A 20,550-nucleotide genomic window follows, 5' to 3' on the forward strand; every position below is an offset into this window, starting at 1 on the left:
TATGCCCAATAAAAATGTGAAGTACTAAAACTAAAATGATGAATCTAGACGCCTATCAAGATCTTCTTGCTCCCATTAACCAATTTCTGCAATGCAGTACACCTGATGAATGGGTAGAGGAAGCAAAGAAACCAGAGAACCTTCAAACCATTTTGTTAGACCACCTACTGTGCGAACTAAAAGCTGGCCAATCTGCCATGTTTTTAATTCGTAAGTATGCCGTTGACCAATCCAGTTCACATGCTCTACTTGACTGGTTTAAGCCCTACGAAGATTTTGCTTACCGTAACGTAGGCTCATTGGAAACTTTAAAAGGCAAGAGCAATATTTCTAAGTCAATCATGGCTAAGTCCGACTCACCATACAGCCAAGATTTGATCGATAAGATGGTGCTTTTGATAAAAGAGGAGTTACACCACTTTTATCAAGTTTTAGAGATCATGGAAAGTCGTGGAATTGAGTATAAAAATATTCCAGCAAGTCGTTATGCTAAAGGACTGATTTCGCATATGAAGACTCATGAGCCGGAAACGCTGATCGATAAACTCATCATTGGTGCGTACATCGAAGCCCGATCTTGTGAGCGTTTTGCCAAACTAGCACCACATATGGATGACGATATCGCAAAGTTCTACATTTCTTTATTACGTTCTGAAGCACGCCATTACCAGGATTATCTTGTATTAGCGGAGCAAATCGCAGGCAAAGATATCAGCGAGCGCATCGCCTACTTTGGACGTATAGAGGCAGATTTAATTTCTACGCCAGATACAGATTTTAAGTTTCACAGTGGTATTCCAGCCTAGCGAGCATATTCTCCCAAGGTTGAGCATACTCTCAACTTATATAGACAGAGAATAAATAAGCCGGACATTTCGTCCGGCTTATTTATTGTAGCAATGAGGTTAGGAATAAAGCTGAAACACAACAACTAGAGCTGGAATGAACCCATTCGAGTTTTCAAGTTGTGCGCTAGGCTACTAATCTGCTGACAAGCCACAGCCGTTTGTGAAGCTCCCTCAGCCATCTCTGTTGAAGCACTATTAATATGCTCCACACTGCGATTCAGCTCTTCGGATACAGAATTCTGCTCACTGCACGCCGTTGCGATTTGTGTGCTCATTTGCGCTATGTTATCGACAGAATGTTCAATTTCTTTTATCTGGCTATCAGCATCATTAACTTGCTCAACACACTGAGAAATACCCTCCTGACAATCACGGCTTGAATGCCCTATTTTACTGCTGCTCTCTTGTAGCTGATTAACAATTTCCACAATTTGTGAAGTGGAGTCTTGAGTGCGTTGCGCCAGAGAACGAACCTCATCTGCCACAACAGCAAACCCACGTCCTTGTTCACCAGCCCGAGCGGCTTCAATTGCGGCGTTCAGTGCTAACAAGTTTGTTTGCTCGGCAATCCCGCGGATCACATCGACGACCACATTGATATTGTTTGAGCTCGATTCAAGCTCACGTGCCAGTTCATCTGATTCTTGGATCGTATGTGATACACGCTCAATTACTGCGATAGTTTGTTGTAACGTCGCCGTTCCTTGCTTTGCCACTTCCGCAGCCGAATAAGCAGAGGTTGCGCCAACTTCGGTATTTTGTGCCACTTCACTTACAGCAGCTTGCATCTCTGTCATCGCAGAAGCCACCGAGCTAAGTTCAATTTGTTGATTTTGCATACCAGAGGCGGTCTGAGAAGAAATAGCACTCACTTCCTCTACTGCTGCCGTTAGCTGAATCGTTGAGTCATTAATCTCAGAAACCAACGAATGTAAGTTTGTTTGCATACCGACAAGCTCTTTGAGCAGCGTTCCTAACTCGTCTTTGCTCAATTCGCTTTCGTCGATTTGATTATTCAATTGACCCTTGGCGATTTTGGCAGCGAATTCCAATGCTCGATCAACAGGCCCGCAGATGACTCGAGAAAGCAACATGGCAGACATTACCATGACCAATGCGACGACAAGCGCACCAACAGCAGCGCTGTATTGTGTAAATGCCGCTTCACTTTGTACTTCTTCGCCAATCAAATTCACCAACTCATCGTTCAACGCGAGGGTATCATCCAAGCTGCTCAACGCTTTTGAGTAGGTATCGAAACTTGATAAAATTACATCATTTGCACTTTCAGCATCGCCTTGGCTTAGCAATACGTTGTAAGTCTTCGTTTCTTTGATGTATTGATTCCAAGTTTCTTTAAAAACGCTAAAGGACTGCGTTTCACGCTTATTAAGGTCGAGCTTTTCGTATTCTGCAATACCAGCCTGCACATCAGAACGCCATTGGTCGAGGCCTTTTAACCACTCACCAATTTTGGGGTGATTTGCGTTTGGCAATAAAGAGAACTCATCTTTACGCACTTTAGTAATATCAACTTGGATACCTTTCAAAATCGCAACAGAAGGTAAACTTTTATCTGTTAACACTGAGATGTCTTTATTCAGTGTTAACAAACCTTGCACCAACATTACTGACACTAAACCAAACACGGCAAAAACGGTTAAATAACTAACCGATATTTTCTTTACGACACTTAAGTCTTTAATACGCATGCACTTTCTCCCCGCAGCCTTTCCAAACCTCTCACTTAAGTGAAAGCTTAACCTCTAAAACACACTGTTTTTTGCGCTCGATATCATTGAACGCTCTTATATACATCGGCTTGAGAGATCAAATCTTGACCAGTAATTGATAGTTTTATCACATGCTATTTTAGAGATAGGCTCGTATGCTCCTTATTGTGTCTACATCTTTTCATGAGCGCTTCTCGGCGCAGATCCAAGATCTCATCGATGAGCTTTTCTTTCGCGTTTATCCCAAAATGCTGGGCATAATTTTTTACTTTTGCTATCTCATTAGGCTGCAAGCGGTACACCTCTTTCTTTAAACGCGCTTCTGCTTCACTTCTAATCAGACCTTGCTCTTGTAACAATTTAATGATGGTTTCATCGGTTGGATTTACTGCTCTAGCCATGGTGCTCCATCTATCAATTTGAGTTCTAGCCATATGGCTAGATGAATGACGCCGCACAACTTATAGAGCAAAGATGACAGCTTGATTGCAGTGAATGCAATTCGTTGACTGTTGGTATTATTTTCCACCGCTTCAACGGCAACACACTCAATACCCCCACCCTCACCATTGAATAAAGATCACATTCTGATAACAATTTTCAGCACTGACTTAGATGTCATCCATATTTAACGTGCAAGTAACATTTATAAACAAGAATGATTACTCTAGTTCAAATGATGGAAAAATAAGATGAAATTTTCGCAGTGGAGCCTTTTATTAAGTAGCTTGATAGCGTTACCCAGCATTGCAGATACCGACGTTTACCTAACGAATAACTCTGATCAACCGTTAACTATTCAAGTAAAACATGAAGGCAGTGATTTGCTTCAATACGGAGACGAGTGGCAACAACATGTGCAGGTACTTGGTCCGTGGGAAACTAAATCTGTATTAAGCTTCAACCGCTGGGAGGGCGTGAAATCAAATCAAACTTACCGTTTTGAAACTGTGGTTTCTAGCCCCGAAGGTGAAAGCATAACACTCAATCAAATAATGGAAGGCCATTGGTACAATTCGACCATTGAATACGGCTTATCCGCAGCCGATGTCGAGTTATCTCTCAAAGATGATCGTAACATTCATCGTGCCAACACTAACGCTTTTGGTACGAGAGAAACCGAACTGGCATTTAAGTCAGACAGTACCGCTCGATATGATGATCTTTACTACACCATCACGCCAAGCAAGGTAGCGGAGTCTGTCGACAACGAAGAACAAAACCTTAAGTTGATGACTTATAACATCTGGGCGTTGACGGCTATTGCATCGCACATTGGAGATCGTTACGAACTGATTCCTCAACATGTAAAAGGTTACGATGTTTTGGCGCTGCAAGAGGTGTTTGCCAGCGGCCGTGAAGCATTCTTACGTGAGTTAGCCAAGGAATATCCTTACCAAACAAAGATGTTAGATAAAGAAGGCGTTAATATTCATGATGGTGGCGTAATCATAGTTAGTCGCTACCCTATCGTGAATGAAGCGCAATATGTCTTTCCCGATTGCTCTGGTACAGACTGCTTTGCCGATAAAGGCGTAAATTATGCGGAAATAATTAAAGGTGGTCAGGCTTACCATGTGTTTGCTACCCATACCGCATCTTTCGATACAGACACCGCCCGTGAGTATCGTCAGCGCCAGTTCAAACAAATCCGCACACTCGCCCAATCTCTTGACATTCCTTCGAGCGAAACTGTGGTATACAGCGGCGACTTTAACGTAAACAAAAGAAAGTTCCCTGGTGACTACCAACAAATGATCGCTAACTTAAGCGCCATAGAGCCTCAGTACTCTGGTTACACGGAGTCAACCTTTGATCCCCGTATCAATAACTTTGCAGGTGAAGCGTTATCAGGTGGCGAAAACGTGGAATACCTTGACTATGTTATGGTGAGTAGTGAATACGGGGTGAAATCATTCAATGACAACCGTGTAGACGTGCCGCGCACAACCGCAGAGAGTTTATGGAAACACTACAACCTTTCTGACCATTTCCCAGTAAGCGCAACAATCAAGCCATGAAGAAAATCGCTTTGATAATCATGTCCGCCATTATGGCGGGCATGATATTTTTAACTTTCAATCACGATGTTCAAAAAGAAGAGCTCGCTTCCTCTCCTTCCCCCAAGACAAAAAATCAGAGTGTCTCCAGTACATCACCACAAACAAGCAGCATCGTGCCCGATACAGATACTTCATCACAAACAACTAAGCTCCCTTCCACAGTTCAAATAACGACTGAGCGATTAACTCAACTCAAAGGCAGGAAACTTGTCGCTGAACTTGAGACGTTTTGGCATGAGTGTATGTTGAACCGTAGTTGTGAAGAGCAGATCGCCTTGTTTGAGGCGCATTTATCTTTAGCTCGATTCCAGCTTTTGGCGAACTACCCTCAGCTCAGCAGCCAATGGCAAGAGAGTGTAGGAAATTTGTTATTTGATGAGCAACAATCACTGGTGTCGCGTGTTGCACAGCTGAAGAACGAAGCAAGAAGCATCTGGGGGGAATTGGCTGATGTTGTTTTTGCGGATGAGTTCGCGCTGTACGATTTCAACTTAGAAGCCCAAAAGCTGGACACTCAAAGCCCAGATAACTTTTTGCGAGCTTTCGAGCAACTCACCATTGACTGGCAAGAACATGCAGGTGCTATCGGGCTAACAAGCGACCAGGAAAAATATGAGCGTGCGGTCACCCTGATTCCTAATAGTATGAGCCTACCAGATCGCTTGGCGCTCATCGCAGAGCTAGAACGAACTTACTTAACGAAAGAAGAAAGTAAAAACATTCATGCTCGTCAGCAGCAAATTACAGAGCAAAAAAAACAAGTCAAAGATTATCAACAAGCATTACAACAACTTGAGTCCAAGCTAAGAACGCAAAGAGCTTCTAGCCATTCAAATTTGTCAGAACCGGAATGGCAAAGCTATTACCAACAAGAAGTCGCGGATTTTCGTCGTGAATTTTTTTCTTCTTAACAATGCGCTTTGACTGACTGGGAACTTAAAAAGGCACGTTGCTAACCAGCCGTCGTGCCTTATGTTCAACTCTCTACTTTTAATTCAGAACAAATTTAAACCAAATACATCTTTCACATCAAATAGCACTTTTTCGGTTTTCTCGCGAGAACGCTCACTACCTTGTTTTAAAATATCAATCAGCTGCGCTTTATCATTCAAATACATAGCGCGCTTTTCTCGAATAGGGCGAAGCATCTCTTGTAAGCATTCTTCTAACACTTTCTTGGTCAAACCATCACCTAACCCACCTCGTCGATAATGGTCTTTTAGCTGTTCGACATAATTTTTATCAGGATGAAAAGCATCGAGGTAGATGAATACAATATTCCCTTCGACTTGGCCAGGGTCCTCAATTTTCAGATGATTGGGATCGGTATACATAGATTTCACTGCCGCGGAAATCTCCTTTTCGGAGGCCCCTAAGTTGATTGCGTTCCCCATGCTTTTAGACATCTTATTTTTACCGTCAGTACTCGGCAAACGAGGTGCATCGCTAAGTAATGGACGGCATTCTCTAAGAACCTCTTTTCCACCCAGATAGTTTATTTTTCTCACGATTTCATTAGTTTGCTCTAACATTGGCAGTTGGTCATCACCCACTGGTACTAGCGTCGCATGAAACCCCGTAATATCAGCAGCTTGAGAAATTGGATACGTTAAAAAGCCTGCGGGAATAGAGCGTTCAAACCCTTTACTCTGAATCTCATTTTTAACCGTAGGGTTTCGCTCTAATCGTGCGATAGAAACAAGATTACTGTAATACATTGTCAACTCGGCTAACGCTGGAATTTGAGACTGCAACGTGATCGTAGTTTGAGCGGGGTTGATACCAACAGCCAAATAATCTGCAACGACATTGAGAATATTAGAGGATACCTTTGATGGATTATGCGCGTTATCCGTCAGCCCTTGCATGTCCGCAACCAAGATCGTTTGCTCGTACTCCGTTTGCAATTTGACTCGTTGTTGCAATGAACCAATATAGTGCCCTAGGTGTAATGGACCTGTTGCTCGATCTCCGGTAAGTATAATTTCACGCTGAGATGTATTTTTATGGCTATTCATATTTGTCTCCAAGTATTTAATAGATCGCTACTGGAGATAAAAAGATCAAACACTCTTAGCTACCATCCAGCAGCTTAAGAATGTAAGTATTCCGCGCCGCTCTATTTAGAGCGCCACCAAGAGAAGGTTGTTAATGAAGGGCGAACGTGTATTTTCATGTTTTTTAAACTAACAGCACATACCGCAGAACTCAATCTGTTTTGTACTGAATTAGAGTGAGTGTTCCAACAGCCAATTAAGAGGATTACATTGGTAAAGACATCGCAATGACCAAAACCGCACCAAATACCGAACCAGAGACAAACGCACACAGTACAGTTTTGTTGTGTTTCCTTTTCATTGATGAACTCCTATCCATAACTACGATGACCAGCCCTCACATCTAATACGCATGTGGATGCATCACGACAACGAGTTAACCAACATATCGCACGTAGGACCAGTACCGCTTTGTTAAATTGGGACCTCGTCCATAACTTGGAGTGTAAATGACTCCGGAACCTACAACAGAAGAAAATTTCATTACGTTACTGTCCTACCCTCCGGGTTTGTGGCTTAATAGGCAACAGGAACACTTTTTTCTTTTGCTGCGGATACTTACATGGAAGCTGTTTTACATCAGTTGCAATTCTCTTTGTCGATAACCGGACCTATCTGTTTGATGTTGGTACTTGGCGTTCTTTTTAAGCGCTTTGGTCTAATCAACGATAATTTTATCGAAGTAGGCTCTAAACTGGTGTTTCAAGTTACCTTGCCTGCAATGTTATTTGTCAGCATTGTGGCTTCAGAACACGACTTTTCCGCGGCAAGTGGATTCGTCAATTTCGGCGTCATCGCTAGTATTTCGTTTTTCATTTTCACCTACCTTTCCGTCAAACTTCTGTTCAAAGCATCGCCTGACCAAGGCGTTCTCATCCAAGGTGGGTTCCGAGCAAATACAGGTATTATTGGTATCGCTTACGTTGCCAATGCGTATGGTTCTCAAGGTGTGGCGCTAGCAGCGCTCTATGTCGCGGTCACCACATTTATTTATAACGTCCAAGCGGTAATTTGCTTATCGCCCAAGGGGGCAACGTCTGCCTCGCAAGCAGCAAAGATGATGGGCCGAACACTGACTAGGAATCCGCTCATAATCTCCATTGTTCTAGGAATGGCTTTTTATTTACTCGCTATTCCAGTACCGAATGTGGTTATTGACGCAGGAGACTACTTGTCCAAAATGACATTGCCTTTGGCGCTGTTGTGTACGGGCGGCTCACTTGACTTTAGCTTGATGAGAAAAGAGAAAGGTCCATCTTGGTTTGCGAGCAGTTACAAGCTCATCGTAGCGCCAGTCATCATCACCATGGGAGCTTACTTAGTAGGATTTCGAGGAATTGAGCTAGGTATTCTTTTCTTTATGAACGCCTCTCCAGTCGCTGCTGCCAGCTATGTCATGGCGCGTTCCATGGGAGGCAATGCCACGTTAGCTGCAAATATCATCGCACTCACTACGGTGCTTTCTACCGTGACCTGTACGTTGGGCATCCTATTTCTTAAGTTCTACAGCTTAATATAATTGGTCCGCGATAAAATAAAGACGCTAAAAGGCATTGATGTCAGTTACTGGTCGTGATTCGCAAAAGTGAGCTTTCTTACCAGACGAAAAAATTCACTCGCTTCAGATTCCGACAAACAAGAAAAAAACTCTTTCTGTAAATTCGTCATGATTTGATGAACTTGCTTTAAAGCATTTGCTCCCTCTTTTGTCATGCTTAGCATTTTAAGGCGCTGATTCGATTTACTTTTAGAAACTTGAACAAACCCTCTCTTTTCCAGATTGTCCACCATCCGCTTTGCTACACTTCGCTCAGTTCGAACCGCATCAGCCAACGCTTGCTGGCTCATAGGTTGAAATTCTTCTAAAGCGGCCAGTGCACTTGCCATTTCTAGTGTCATCAAATTTTGCCGAGACAGCTCGGCTTGGGCACGATTGCGGTACATGCGCTGCATCACACCGCAGACAAACATAGGGCTTTGATCCAAAACGGAAATTGGGGAAATTTTCTGATCTTTCATCGTCGTTTTTCTTCTTTAGGCTTTCATTCGGCCGAAAAGGCTGTGCTGATACTGCACACAACACGCCGTCTTTCAGGCTCGCGTCATAGACGGTAACCACCAAGTGAAAACATAAAATAAAGAGCGCCGAAGCGCCCTTTAATCGTGTTTATTATCACTAGTATAACTCAGTTAAAACAACCAAGTCCTACTCGCTTTGCTGAGTGGGTTTAGTGCTGGTCTCAGACAACTCTGCCTCCGACTCTTTTCTCGCACGTCGATCAAACAATCGCTCAACCACTACAAAGAAGATTGGGACGAAGAATATACCCAATATCGTGGCACTGATCATGCCACCAAGTACGCCGGTACCTACTGCGTTTTGACCTGCCGATCCCACACCTGAACTGATAGCAAGTGGTACCACACCCAAACCAAAAGCAAGCGATGTCATGATAATTGGGCGCAGACGAACACGAACGGCATGCAGGGTTGCTTCGATAAGGCCAGCGCCTTTCTCGTAGTAATCTTTCGCAAACTCAACAATCAGAATCGCGTTTTTAGTTGCCAAGCCGACCGTCGTTAATAAACTCACCTGGAAGAATACATCGTTGTCCATACTTCGCGTCATTACCGCGAGCACAGCACCAAGCACACCAAGAGGCACAACTAACACCACGGCGAAAGGTACTGACCAACTTTCATACAAAGCGGCGAGAACTAAGAATACGACGAGGATAGACAGCGCATATAACATCGGCGCTTGGTTTCCGGAAAGGCGCTCTTCATACGAAATACCATTCCAGTTCACCGTGAAACCTTCTGGTAGCTTTTCTACCATTGCTTCAATTTCTTCCATGGCTTCACCAGTACTTACACCAGGAGCTGCACCGCCTTGAATATTCATTGCTGGCAAACCATCAAAGCGCTGCAAAAGAGGAGACCCATAGGTCCACTCGCCACTCGCAAAAGCAGAGAAAGGCACCATCTCTCCTTTAGCGTTGCGTACGTACCATGAATCGAAGTCTTTTGGCTGCATGCGGTATTCCGCATCACTTTGCACCATCACTTTCTTCACACGACCGCGATCAATATAATCGTTAATGTAAGCCCCGCCCCATGCAGCTGACAGGATTTGGTTTACGTCATTGATACTGACATCCAAAGCACGAAGTTTGACGTGGTCAATGTTCACTTTGTACATTGGCGCATCTGCCTGACCGTTTGGACGAACACCGACAAGTTTCGGGTTTTGTGCTGCCATGCCCAGAAGTTGCCCTTGAGCCGCAACTAATGCATCGTGCCCTTTATTCAACGAGTCTTGGAGATAGAAATCGAAACCTGTCGAGTTACCTAGCTCTTGAATCGCTGGAGGGGCGAACGCAAACACCAAAGCTTCTTTAATGGTAGAGAAGTACCCCATCGCTCGACCAGTAATGGAAGCGGCATCGGCGCCAGGCGCTTCACGCTCAGACCAATCTTTCAGACCGATAAATGCCATCCCCATGTTTTGGCCTTGGCCTGCGAAACTAAATCCAGCAACGGAGAAGACAGATTTTACATTGTCTTTTTCGTCTACTAGGTAAAAGTCACGCATTTTCTCAAGTGTTTTTTCCGTCTGTTCTTGTGTTGAGTTAGGCGGCAAAATAGCCATTGAGAATACTGTGCCTTGGTCTTCATCTGGCAAAAATGACGTTGGAAGGTTCATAAATAACCAGCCAGCACCTGCACTCATTGCCAAAAATACAACCAACATGCGACCTGTGCGTTTTAGAAGTTTGGCAACGCCGGTTTCATAGCCTGCTGTCATCGCATCAAACTTGCGGTTAAACCAGCCAAAGAAGCCTTTCTTCTCTAGAAGCTCAGCATCGCCTTTTTTCAGCAACGTAGCACACAATGCCGGAGTCAGAATTATCGCAACCAAAACGGAAAGCGTCATAGCCGCCACAATAGTTATCGAAAACTGACGGTAAATAACCCCGGTAGAACCAGACATAAACGCCATAGGGACGAATACCGCTGAAAGCGTCAAACCGACACCAATCAGGGCACCAGTAATCTGTCCCATCGATTTTTTGGTCGCTTCTTTGGGCTCTAAACCATCTTCATGCATCACACGCTCGACGTTTTCTACCACAACGATGGCATCATCCACCAGCAAACCGATAGCCAGAACCATCGCGAACATGGTTAACGTGTTTACACTAAATCCAGTCGCGTACAAAATAGCGAAGGTTCCGAGCAATACGACAGGCACTGCGATCGTTGGAATGATCGTCGCACGGAAGTTCTGCAAGAACAGGTACATGATTAAGAACACAAGAAGAATGGCTTCTAATAGCGTTTTAACCACTTCTTGAATCGAGGCTTTGACGAATGGCGTTGTTTCAAATGGGTAAGCAATCTGCAACCCTTCTGGGAACGTTGCACTCAGTTGTTCTAAGCGCTCTTTTACCGCATTGGCTGTCTCAAGCGCGTTTGCGCCAGTACCTAATGAAATACCTAACCCCGATGCTGGGAAGCCATTATATTGGCCTCGAATATCATAACTTTCTGCACCACGCTCAACGCGAGCTACATCTTTCAAATAAACATTCGAACCACTGGCGTCGGACTTAAGAATGATGTCTTGGAACTCTTCTACACTGCTCAAACGACTTGCAGACGAAATCGTAGCATTCAACAACTGACCTTCCTGCGCAGGTGCCGCACCAAGTTGACCTGAAGAAACTTGCGCGTTCTGTTCACTGATCGCATTTGCTACGTCGATCGCGGTCAAGTTGAACTGCGTAAGTTTAAAAGGGTCCAGCCAAACTCGCATTGCATACTGCGCACCAAACGCCTGCACTTGTCCTACACCAGTTACACGACTTATCGGGTCTTGAATATTCGTTACAACAAAGTCGCCGATATCGTTTTCTGTAAAGTCAGGATCTTCAGAATAAACTGCGACAACCATGAGAAATGCCGTATTGGATTTATTGACGACAATACCTTGGTTTTGTACCTCCATCGGCAATGAAGTCAATGCCAATTGCAGTTTGTTCTGCACCTGTACTTGCGCGATATCAGGATCAGCTTCGCTATCAAACGTCAGGGTAATTGTCGCATTACCAAATGCATCACTGCTCGATGATAGGTAGCGAAGGTAATCTAATCCTGTCATGTTTTGCTCGATAACCTGCGTTACCGAGTCTTCAACGGTTTTTGCTGATGCACCTGGATAGCGAGCACTGATGGTGATCGTCGTCGGTGAAATCGTTGGGTATTGCGAGACGGGTAAATTGAATAATGACATTACCCCCGCCAACATCGTTAGAATCGCGAGAACCCAAGCAAATACCGGACGATCGATAAAAAATCGTGCCATGATTACTCCTGTTCACCGTTTTGGATAGTTACCGAACTGCCTGGCCCTACCTTTTGTAAACCGGCGGTAATGACTTTATCACCCGCGTTCAAACCATCAATAATGCGCCATTGGCTATTGATCGCTTCGGCAGTCTTCACTGGTTTCGCTTCCACTTTGTTCTCGCCATTAACCGTCATCACTGTCGCTTTACCTGTCGCATCACGAGATACCGTATTTTGTGGTATTAGAATCGCATCAGGGTCGACACCAGTAATGACCGTCGCACGAACAAACATTCCAGGTAGCAACAAACCGTCAGGGTTTGGGAATTCGGCACGAAGCGTCACGCTGCCCGTACTTTCGTTCACATTGACCTCAGTAAATTTCATTGTGCCTTTGTGTTCGTAAGTGCTGCCATCTTCAAGCATCAATGTAACTTGCGCAGAGTCATCTTCTTGCATATGGCCTTGGGAGAGTGATGCTTTCAAACGCAGCAGTTGCGCGGATGATTGCACAATATCAACATTGATAGGGTCAAGCTGCTGAATGGTCGCTAATTTGGCAGCTTGGTTAGCCGTAACCAACGCACCCGCTGTCACACTCGATTTACCGATCACCCCGCTAATCGGAGCTTTGACTTGCGTATAATCTAAGTTGATTTTTGCTGTGTTGATCTTGGCTTTTGCGACTAGGACCTGCGCTTTCGCTTCTTTGTATGCCGCTTCTGCTTCATCCAAGTCTTGTTGGCTGATGGATTTTTTGGTGATCAAGGTTCTGTAACGCTTCACCGTGGCATAGGTCGACTCTGCCGCAGCTTGCGCACGGATTAATTCCGCTTCAGCGCTCAGCAAATCCGCCTGAAATGATGAATCATCAATTTGATATAGCGACTGTCCTTGTTCAACAAGGCCACCTTCAACAAAATTTCGCTCCGAAATAATGCCAGTGACTTGCGGACGAACTTCCGCTTCTTTGAATGCTCGGCTACGACCCGGCAACTCTACTGTCAATGCTTGGCGCGTTGGCTGCACTGTTAACACTTCTACTTCGGTTGCGGGCGCAGGCCCCCCTCCTTGGCTCGATCCTTCTTCGCTAGGTTGACATCCAACCACAAAAAGGCTCGACGCAATCAGCAGAGATAGCGTGGTTTTACGTCTCATGAATTTTTCTCTCTTATCTACCGACAAGCCTTCAAGATTCCTTATTAAAAGCTTCTAGAATGACTTAATAATGACTAAAGGATGTATATCCAGAACAAATTAATTAGGATGATAAATACCCAGTGTTGTACATACAACAAAATTTACAGTTCTATACGCTTACGAAAAACGTTTATGGTAAAGGTGTTATGAAGTTCTCAAATTTGAAGATTTTGGGTTGGAAATCACATTTTCCTGTGTGCAATTGCAATGGTTAAAAAGCAGCAAAAGTGATGATAAAAGCATCATCACGCTGTACAGAGTTTGTTACCGCTGTCTAGGGTTATTTGCCCACTCTGGTATACGAACTAAAGTGAGAAAGGAATGTAAATATAGTCGAAATTTCACAAGTCAGGTTCGCCACTTATCTAAAAAATAACCCGCTAAGAAGCGGGTTATTTCGTCAGTGAGATTGCTGTTCTCAAGCTTATACTTTGAACTGACTGACCTGATGATCTAAACGTTGAGTTTGCTCTGACAACATGGCTAAAGAAGCTTGCGCTTGGTTTACGATTTCCACAATTGAAGTGCTACTGTCTGCAATGCCTTGTACGTTGCTATTTACTTCGTCACTTACTGTACTTTGCTGGCTCGCAGCCGTTGCAATGTGTGTATTCATCTCGTTCATACGTGAAATCGCGTTCAAGATTTCAGAAAGGGATTCACTCGCTCGGCCAGCGGACTTGATCGTTTCATCACTGCTATTTTGGCTACCGCGCATCACTTCTACAGCTTGTCCTGCACCAGATTGTAGCTTTTCAATCATGGTTTGGATTTCTCCCGTACTCTGTTGCGTACGACTGGCTAAAGAACGAACCTCGTCCGCTACCACAGCAAAGCCTCGCCCTTGCTCTCCAGCGCGAGCCGCTTCAATGGCTGCGTTAAGCGCTAATAAGTTTGTTTGCTCGGCAATACCACGAATTACATCCAGTACGGACGCAATGTTACTCACATCATGATCCAATGTGTTAATGACGTGGCTTGCGCTTTCGATTTCACTTGCGAGGCTACGAATTGAGCTAACCGTTTGATCCAAAATAACATTGGTATTGGTAAGTTCATCATTCGCTGTTTGGCTCGCAACCGCAGCTTCGTTAGCGCTATCGCTTACATTTCTGCTGGTGACTTGCATTTCATGCACTGCCGCCGCTACCGCCTCGCTATCTTTTTGCTGAGAAACGGTCGAATTCGCGATGGTCGTGGTCAACGAGCTAAGATTTGCCATTTCGTTACGTAAGGTATTTGAGCTTTCAATTACCTGAGCGACTGTCATTTGAATTTTGGACACAAACTGGTTAAATGCGTCTGCTAAATTGCCAATTTCGTCTTGTGTTTTTACATCGATTCGCTGACTTAGATCACCTTCACCGGACGCAATTTCTGTCATCGCATTTTTAATATTATTGATAGGCTTCACAACCGTTTGCAACAACAAAAACGCCATCGCAATAGCGGCCAGAATAACAATCACAATGCCCGCTTCAAGAATGAGTTCTGCTCTTGTTGCAGCCGCTGATATTTCGTCCTTCAATTGGCTTTGCTTTTCTTCTATTGCATCTTTTACAACGTTAAGCTGTGCTCTAACCTCGATAAATTGGTCTTCAAAGGTATGTTTGTGCTCATTGTAGTAACCACGCCATTGAGATTGAGGTAAACGTAGCATCGCCTCATAACTTGCTAACCATTTTTCACCCAAAGAGACAAGCGTTCGAACTTCATTACCATGTGTAGAAGGCGTCACACCGGCTTGCGATAGCTCAATCATTTGTTCCATACGCGGCAGCGCTTTGTATGCGTTGTCTTTGTATTCACCGATGTGGTGATCAATATCGGTTTGAGTATCAGAAAGAGCAACACCTTGGATTGCAGATGTAGCTTGGTAAAGATCGCGGTAAGCATCCTCAATCGTTAATAAGTTCGGCACGATCCGTTCGTTGAGTGTCTCACTCAATTCAGATTGCTTCCAACTTGTCATAACGTTTAATACAGAGCTCACAATAAACAATCCAATAATCAATGACAGCGGAATCACTATCTTCTGCTTGATCGTTAAGTTCTGGAACATGAATAGACTCTCTTTATTTATGGTATACAAACTGCCGGAAATTATATCAAACAAATAGAGTATACTATTAGGTAAAAGAGGCTATTCAACATGAAATCTAATGACTTTTTGACAAGGGTTCTAATTTCAACAATTAGTTGATTTTATACAAAATTTAACAAAGAGGTCTTTTCAAAAGATGCAAATTAAAATGCTCTTTCAAAACGAAAAATATGTAACAGAAAGTGAATTAAAAGGGACCACATTTTGAAGAATAGATCGACTCAATGATTTACTGAGAACACATACAAAACACAGTTCTTGGATTGAGCACCACCGCGGAATATGCAAAGGTCCGAACATTTCTTCTAAAGCTCAAAAAAAACATTGTTTATCTGACGTATTTAAGGGTACTCCTTGATGATGTTAGTCGTGATGTTGGCAGACAGGATGCTTACGAGTTTTCGAAGTTAACCAGTAGCACAGTGAACGATTCAGATTTTCTTGAGCGCCAAGGCAATAAAAAAGTTTGCTATTTTCCTCTCAAGAGACGCATTAAAGAAAATAATGCAACCTAGTCACAAAGTCTTGCTACATCTTCAGAAAAGAATGATGTTGCTAAACAAATCTGGTGCAGCATACACATTGAAGCTAAACTCGTTTAAGGAACTTTTTCATATCAATATGAGAAAACATAGATTTCTCAAAGTTACACCGACCATTCAACGATTAAACTAATGTTAGCGTACCGGTACGTCCAAAAACTCCATGCATGAACCATTTGAAAGAGCCAAAATGTTCCAACCCAACTTCGCCTCAGTGGAGTGGCGAGTCGTTTCGCTCGCTCTCCTACTCTCTCTTCCTAACACAGCTCAAGCGGATCCACTAGATAAGGAAATTAGCAACCTTCTCCAACAACGTTTTTCTATCGCGGTTTTGCTGTCCGATACTGACGCAATTGCGTTTGGTATTGGCGACTTTGATCCGAATGCATTATTTGATACCGCCAACCCAGAGTTCGGGACTGACGAGTCAATCAATGAACGTCGAAGCAAATCCGTATATGTTCTCCCTTACACGACTAACTTTGACATAGAGGGCAGCGAGGACTTACATGAGCTGTCGTTTAAGGCATTTACGATACAAACAGAGAATGATCTCAAACTATTCGGCACAAGTAAGGATCTTCTCAAGGAAAGGACATACGGTGCGTCGATTGGTTATGGGTACCTATACAAAGCAAGTGAAAACGTCACCCTTAGCACCAGAACGACGACTCACCTTATGCGTTATGAAAACTCATTCTCTACCGATAATAAACTTTCCTCCATCATTGGAAGAATCCTAGACGGCCGTGCCGTTAACGTTTCAGCATGGGCGGCAATAGTTCAACCATCCATTAAAGCCAAATACACGTCTCCCACAAGTTGGGGGAAATGGCATGCCAGTTCGACATTGAATTCATTCATGGGGCACAGCTGGGGAAGCGCAAATAACGGCAATATAGGCAACCCTAAAGGTTGGTACCTATCTAATGAAATCACCGGTTACTACAATATTTATCACGGTGAGCAAGCTTTATTTACCGGGATTAAAAGAGTCGACCTTTCGCATGATTTAAGCGATGAACTGGGAAGCCCGCATTACTACGAAGCTTCTATAGGATGGCTATTTTATGCACCAAAGCCCTTTGATTGGTTAGACAATTTCGGCATAGGCGTTAACTTCAACTACGGCTCGACTCTCAGAGGTGGCAGCATTCAACTTTACTACAACAAACAATAACGCTGTCAGTACAGGAACCAGTTGGTAGCATATATAACAAGAAGAACTAGAAGACACAAAAGGAATGGCAGAGTTAGCGTCTTCGCAAACTTTTTCATGAGACTTGGGTTATCAAACACTACACCTTCCGCTTCTCTTACCCTTCGCTCTTCGTCAAAATGCCATTTAATGGCTAAGTAGGCTCCTATCCCTAATACAATAAGCTTAAAAGCTCCAGCAAAGTAAGGAAAGAAATTAGCCCAACTGTCGTTCATTATCCATCTCCATCAAATTCAATATCAGCTTTGCGGTGGCAGAATCCAAAGTTCATGTAGAATGCCCCCCTCAAAGTCAGACTCTCTGGCTAGCGCCAGTCTACTGCTCGAGATAGCTGTCCACAACTCTCTTTACCAGATCGGCATTTATTAATTATTTAATAAATAACAAGAAAGACACTAGCACACTTGCTGAAAAGTAAGTGTCAGTTTGGATTGAAACTCATCAGGAATCGAAAATGGTCCGCAGTCGACTTGTTGATCTAGTGAAAACCGAATTACCTAGCGCCAAATCGTTCGCTAGTATAAAAATGTAGCCTATCGCACTTCTGGTCGAGTGCTAACGAACTTATGATGCACATGTCATTAGCAGTGCAATTTTAAGTTTATCAATTAGCTAAAGTTTCCCACCTTAACTGCCAGTAAGTTTGCTGTGTTTGAGATGATCTCGACATGACTAGTGTATAAATAGTATGGAGGTTCAAAGTGAAGGCAAGGCAATTTTCCTTACTAAAAATATTGTTTTTGTAATTTTATTTCAGGATTATCGAAACCATCATAAGGATAATTCGAACTAATCTTAATCCATGCTCCTTCAGTTACATTTGCTTTCTTTTACTCACTTCTCGCGACTATTAGTGGCATTTTGAGACAATTTCCTACACTCCTTTCTTTGTCTTAGTTGATATAAATCATGGTTAGAAGAAAACAGAATCACCTGTATTTCTCGATACATGAATCCAAACTGCCTGACTTTTCGTAACTAAATTACAGATAGACACGATTTTTAGTATGGCACGTTTTTGAGGAACCAAGATGTTAGATACCCTCATGCTGTCGCGGATCCAGTTCGCGGCCAATATCAGCTTTCACATTCTCTTCCCGACCATCACCATTGCGTTGGCGTGGATGTTGGTGTTTTTCAAATGGCGATATAACCGCACACAAGCCCCCGTATGGCTCGATGTTTATTACTTCTGGGTCAAGATATTCGCTCTCACTTTCGCCTTGGGTGTGGTATCCGGCATTACGATGAGTTTCCAGTTTGGTACCAACTGGCCAGGCTTTATGGAACGAGTCGGAAACGTAGCTGGACCATTGCTCGGATACGAAGTGATGACCGCCTTCTTTATGGAAGCCACCTTCCTGGGTGTAATGCTTTTTGGACGAGGACGAGTACCGGAATGGGTTCATACTCTCGCCACCGTTCTGGTTGCTGTTGGGACAAGTATGTCCGCATTTTGGATTCTGGTGCTTAACAGCTGGATGCACACACCAAGTGGCTATGAAGTGATTGACGGCATTGTTCATGTGACCAGTTGGAAAGAAGTCATTTTCAATCCTTCTTTACCGTACCGTCTTCTACACACGCTATTAGCATCGGCGCTGACTGCCAGCTTCTTGATTGCGGGTATCTCGGCTTATCAAATAATGAAAAAGCCAGATCATCGCTCAGCCAAACTTGGCTTAAAAGTCGCGTTGTTCGCGGCGGCTGGGTTCATCCCGGTACAAATCTTTGTCGGTGACCTTCACGGGTTAAACACGCTTGAACATCAACCTGCAAAAATAGCAGCAATGGAAGGTGTGTGGGAGACCGAGCAAGGCGCGCCCCTTCTTCTGTTTGCGATGCCAAATGAAGAAACTCGCAGCAATGATTTTGAAGTGGGCATCCCTAAGTTGGCTAGTTTGATTCTTACGCATGACTTAGACGGGGAAATCCAGGGACTTAACGAGTTTGCGCCTGACCACCCGCCAGTGAAGCCCTTGTTCTTTGGTTTCCGCGTGATGGTTGGTGTAGGTGTCCTTATGCTGCTGGTTAGCTGGTATGGCGCGGTGAAGCTAACACGCAAGAAAGCGCTACCTAAACCTTACCTATACACAGTATTAGCCATGACGTTCTCTGGTTGGATAGCCACACTGGCGGGTTGGTATGTTACTGAGATTGGTCGACAACCTTGGTTGGTCAGCGGTGTATTGCGAACATCCGAAGCCGTCACCACGGTTGCGAGCAGTAGCGTGATGACTTCGCTCATTATGTACTTAGCCATTTATGCTGCATTGCTGGTTGCGTACATCCATACCCTATTCTATTTGGCGCGCAAAGACGTTGCAGCCCATGAAGTCCCACTGACACAACAAGAGGCCTAATCATGCTCAACTATCTACCAGAAATTTATCTTCTGCTGCTTGGCTTCTCGGTCTTTATGTATGCCGTGCTCGACGGCTACGACCTTGGTGTCGGTATCCTTTTGCCAAGTGATAATGAAGCGCAACGTGACCGAATGATAGCGTCTATCGGCCCTTTCTGGGACGCGAACGAAACGTGGTTGGTGTTAGCCGTTGGTATTTTGTTGATTGCCTTTCCTACCGCTCATAGCTTGATTTTGACGGAGCTTTATATGCCGACCGCCATCATGCTTATCGCACTGATCATGCGTGGCGTGGCATTCGATTTCCGAGCCAAAGCGAACTCGGATCATAAACCTCATTGGGATTGGTGCTTCAGAATTGGCTCGCTAATCACCGCACTAACTCAGGGTTACATGGTGGGTCGTTACATCATGGGATTTGAACAATCAACCGAAGCATTTGGCTTTGCTTGGTTAAGCGCACTTTGTGTAGCGGCGGCGTACGTTTACATCGGTGGCGCATGGTTAGTACTAAAAACGGAAGGTGATTTGCAAATACGCTCGGCCCGTTGGTCTCGCCGTGCTGGTTGGTTAGCGGCCTTAGGAATCTTGGTGGTTAGCGTTGTAAACCCGATTGTAAATCAACAAGTTGCCTTGCGTTGGTTCAGCTTCCCAGAAATCTTGTTGCTTGCCCCAGTTCCGTTAATTGTATTGGCAACCATCTTCCTAGTTGATCGCTATTTGCGTCAGGTTCCAATGGTGAATGATCTGGGTGTGCGCTGGCCTTTCTTTGGTGTCACTGTCATTTTCGCGTTGAGCTTTCTCGGGCTTGCGTATAGCTTCTTCCCAGAAGTTGTGCCGGGATTAATGACCGCACAAGAGGCCGCCTCCTCGCCTGCGACGTTAATAATCGTGGGCTACGGTGTGATGATTGTTATGCCGGTGATATTGCTTTACACCTTTGTGGTATACCGGATCTTCAAAGGCAAAGCGACAGAACTTAGCTACAAGTAGGAAAGGGAATTCCTCAACGAAGCGCCGCTGCTCATGCGGCGTTTTTTTGCAGTACTCACGACTAAAGTATCTAC

At 44.2% G+C, this 20,550-nt stretch carries 15 protein-coding genes; 7 read left to right on the forward strand and 8 right to left on the reverse strand.

Annotated elements, in window-relative coordinates:
* Positions 1-35: 35 nt before the first annotated feature.
* Complete coding sequence (miaE, locus tag R7Q46_RS06165) at positions 36-806, forward strand: tRNA isopentenyl-2-thiomethyl-A-37 hydroxylase MiaE (RefSeq protein WP_005388968.1); 771 nt, start codon at positions 36-38, stop codon at positions 804-806.
* A gap of 125 nt (positions 807-931) precedes the next feature.
* Here miaE and R7Q46_RS06170 read toward each other — a convergent pair whose 3' ends face one another.
* Entirely contained in the window at positions 932-2,560 is a 1,629-nt protein-coding gene (locus R7Q46_RS06170) for a methyl-accepting chemotaxis protein (RefSeq protein WP_318077396.1), read from the reverse strand.
* A gap of 155 nt (positions 2,561-2,715) precedes the next feature.
* A complete protein-coding gene (locus tag R7Q46_RS06175) occupies positions 2,716-2,982 on the reverse strand; it encodes a hypothetical protein (protein ID WP_025766895.1) in 267 nt (88 codons plus the stop codon).
* 291 nt (positions 2,983-3,273) lie between these two features.
* Between R7Q46_RS06175 and R7Q46_RS06180 the strand changes: the two genes are divergently transcribed.
* Both R7Q46_RS06180 and R7Q46_RS06185 read left to right on the forward strand, forming a co-directional pair.
* Positions 3,274-4,602 carry a sphingomyelin phosphodiesterase gene (locus tag R7Q46_RS06180; RefSeq protein ID WP_213871551.1) on the forward strand — a complete coding sequence of 443 codons (1,329 nt, stop codon included), beginning with the start codon at positions 3,274-3,276 and terminating at the stop codon, positions 4,600-4,602.
* Positions 4,599-5,555 (forward strand): ATP-dependent dsDNA exonuclease, encoded by a 957-nt coding sequence (locus R7Q46_RS06185; protein ID WP_318077397.1) that lies wholly within the window; start codon positions 4,599-4,601, stop codon positions 5,553-5,555. Before R7Q46_RS06180 ends, R7Q46_RS06185 begins: the two co-directional genes overlap by 4 nt.
* 84 nt (positions 5,556-5,639) lie before the next feature.
* Here the strand turns inward: R7Q46_RS06185 and trpS are convergent, their stop codons facing one another.
* Positions 5,640-6,662: a tryptophan--tRNA ligase gene (gene trpS, locus R7Q46_RS06190; protein WP_318077398.1), complete on the reverse strand. Its 1,023-nt coding sequence runs from the start codon at positions 6,660-6,662 to the stop codon at positions 5,640-5,642.
* Between the two features lie 601 nt (positions 6,663-7,263).
* On the opposite strand from trpS, the gene R7Q46_RS06195 reads away from it, so the two are divergent.
* Complete coding sequence (locus R7Q46_RS06195) at positions 7,264-8,220, forward strand: AEC family transporter (protein WP_025766898.1); 957 nt, start codon at positions 7,264-7,266, stop codon at positions 8,218-8,220.
* A 44-nt stretch (positions 8,221-8,264) separates the two neighbouring features.
* Here R7Q46_RS06195 and R7Q46_RS06200 read toward each other — a convergent pair whose 3' ends face one another.
* The 4 genes from R7Q46_RS06200 to R7Q46_RS06215 all read right to left on the reverse strand — a co-directional run bounded on the left by R7Q46_RS06200 (position 8,265) and on the right by R7Q46_RS06215 (position 15,315).
* Complete coding sequence (locus tag R7Q46_RS06200) at positions 8,265-8,720, reverse strand: MarR family winged helix-turn-helix transcriptional regulator (protein WP_017635039.1); 456 nt, start codon at positions 8,718-8,720, stop codon at positions 8,265-8,267.
* Between the two features lie 187 nt (positions 8,721-8,907).
* Positions 8,908-12,069, reverse strand: coding sequence for an efflux RND transporter permease subunit (locus R7Q46_RS06205; RefSeq protein WP_005378264.1), 3,162 nt, complete (start codon positions 12,067-12,069; stop codon positions 8,908-8,910).
* Positions 12,070-12,071: 2 nt separating this feature from the next.
* A complete protein-coding gene (locus R7Q46_RS06210) occupies positions 12,072-13,211 on the reverse strand; it encodes an efflux RND transporter periplasmic adaptor subunit (protein WP_042522092.1) in 1,140 nt (379 codons plus the stop codon).
* Between the two features lie 466 nt (positions 13,212-13,677).
* A complete protein-coding gene (locus R7Q46_RS06215) occupies positions 13,678-15,315 on the reverse strand; it encodes a methyl-accepting chemotaxis protein (protein WP_149191921.1) in 1,638 nt (545 codons plus the stop codon).
* A gap of 774 nt (positions 15,316-16,089) precedes the next feature.
* Here R7Q46_RS06215 and R7Q46_RS06220 point away from each other — a divergent pair.
* Positions 16,090-17,079, forward strand: a complete 990-nt coding sequence (locus R7Q46_RS06220; protein WP_149191922.1) for a Solitary outer membrane autotransporter beta-barrel domain — start codon at positions 16,090-16,092, stop codon at positions 17,077-17,079.
* A 5-nt stretch (positions 17,080-17,084) separates the two neighbouring features.
* Here R7Q46_RS06220 and R7Q46_RS06225 read toward each other — a convergent pair whose 3' ends face one another.
* Entirely contained in the window at positions 17,085-17,333 is a 249-nt protein-coding gene (locus R7Q46_RS06225) for a hypothetical protein (RefSeq protein ID WP_005378271.1), read from the reverse strand.
* Positions 17,334-18,149: 816 nt separating this feature from the next.
* On the opposite strand from R7Q46_RS06225, the gene R7Q46_RS06230 reads away from it, so the two are divergent.
* Together R7Q46_RS06230 and R7Q46_RS06235 are read left to right on the forward strand one after the other, a co-directional pair.
* A complete protein-coding gene (locus tag R7Q46_RS06230) occupies positions 18,150-19,481 on the forward strand; it encodes a cytochrome ubiquinol oxidase subunit I (RefSeq protein ID WP_149191923.1) in 1,332 nt (443 codons plus the stop codon).
* A gap of 2 nt (positions 19,482-19,483) precedes the next feature.
* Positions 19,484-20,476, forward strand: a complete 993-nt coding sequence (locus R7Q46_RS06235; RefSeq protein ID WP_149191924.1) for a cytochrome d ubiquinol oxidase subunit II — start codon at positions 19,484-19,486, stop codon at positions 20,474-20,476.
* The last annotated feature ends 74 nt before the right edge of the window (positions 20,477-20,550 follow it).

It is taken from the genome of Vibrio sp. 811 (assembly GCF_033339195.1).

Coding starts and splice junctions, on each gene's coding strand:
- R7Q46_RS06230 (WP_149191923.1), top strand. CDS start 18,150: ATGTTAGATACCCTCATGCTGTCGCGGATCCAGTTCGCGGCCAATATC.
- R7Q46_RS06215 (WP_149191921.1), bottom strand. CDS start 15,315: ATGTTCCAGAACTTAACGATCAAGCAGAAGATAGTGATTCCGCTGTCA.
- R7Q46_RS06210 (WP_042522092.1), bottom strand. CDS start 13,211: ATGAGACGTAAAACCACGCTATCTCTGCTGATTGCGTCGAGCCTTTTT.
- R7Q46_RS06175 (WP_025766895.1), bottom strand. CDS start 2,982: ATGGCTAGAGCAGTAAATCCAACCGATGAAACCATCATTAAATTGTTA.
- R7Q46_RS06195 (WP_025766898.1), top strand. CDS start 7,264: ATGGAAGCTGTTTTACATCAGTTGCAATTCTCTTTGTCGATAACCGGA.
- R7Q46_RS06205 (WP_005378264.1), bottom strand. CDS start 12,069: ATGGCACGATTTTTTATCGATCGTCCGGTATTTGCTTGGGTTCTCGCG.
- R7Q46_RS06220 (WP_149191922.1), top strand. CDS start 16,090: ATGTTCCAACCCAACTTCGCCTCAGTGGAGTGGCGAGTCGTTTCGCTC.
- R7Q46_RS06170 (WP_318077396.1), bottom strand. CDS start 2,560: ATGCGTATTAAAGACTTAAGTGTCGTAAAGAAAATATCGGTTAGTTAT.
- miaE (WP_005388968.1), top strand. CDS start 36: ATGATGAATCTAGACGCCTATCAAGATCTTCTTGCTCCCATTAACCAA.
- R7Q46_RS06225 (WP_005378271.1), bottom strand. CDS start 17,333: ATGAACGACAGTTGGGCTAATTTCTTTCCTTACTTTGCTGGAGCTTTT.
- R7Q46_RS06185 (WP_318077397.1), top strand. CDS start 4,599: ATGAAGAAAATCGCTTTGATAATCATGTCCGCCATTATGGCGGGCATG.
- R7Q46_RS06235 (WP_149191924.1), top strand. CDS start 19,484: ATGCTCAACTATCTACCAGAAATTTATCTTCTGCTGCTTGGCTTCTCG.
- trpS (WP_318077398.1), bottom strand. CDS start 6,662: ATGAATAGCCATAAAAATACATCTCAGCGTGAAATTATACTTACCGGA.
- R7Q46_RS06180 (WP_213871551.1), top strand. CDS start 3,274: ATGAAATTTTCGCAGTGGAGCCTTTTATTAAGTAGCTTGATAGCGTTA.
- R7Q46_RS06200 (WP_017635039.1), bottom strand. CDS start 8,720: ATGAAAGATCAGAAAATTTCCCCAATTTCCGTTTTGGATCAAAGCCCT.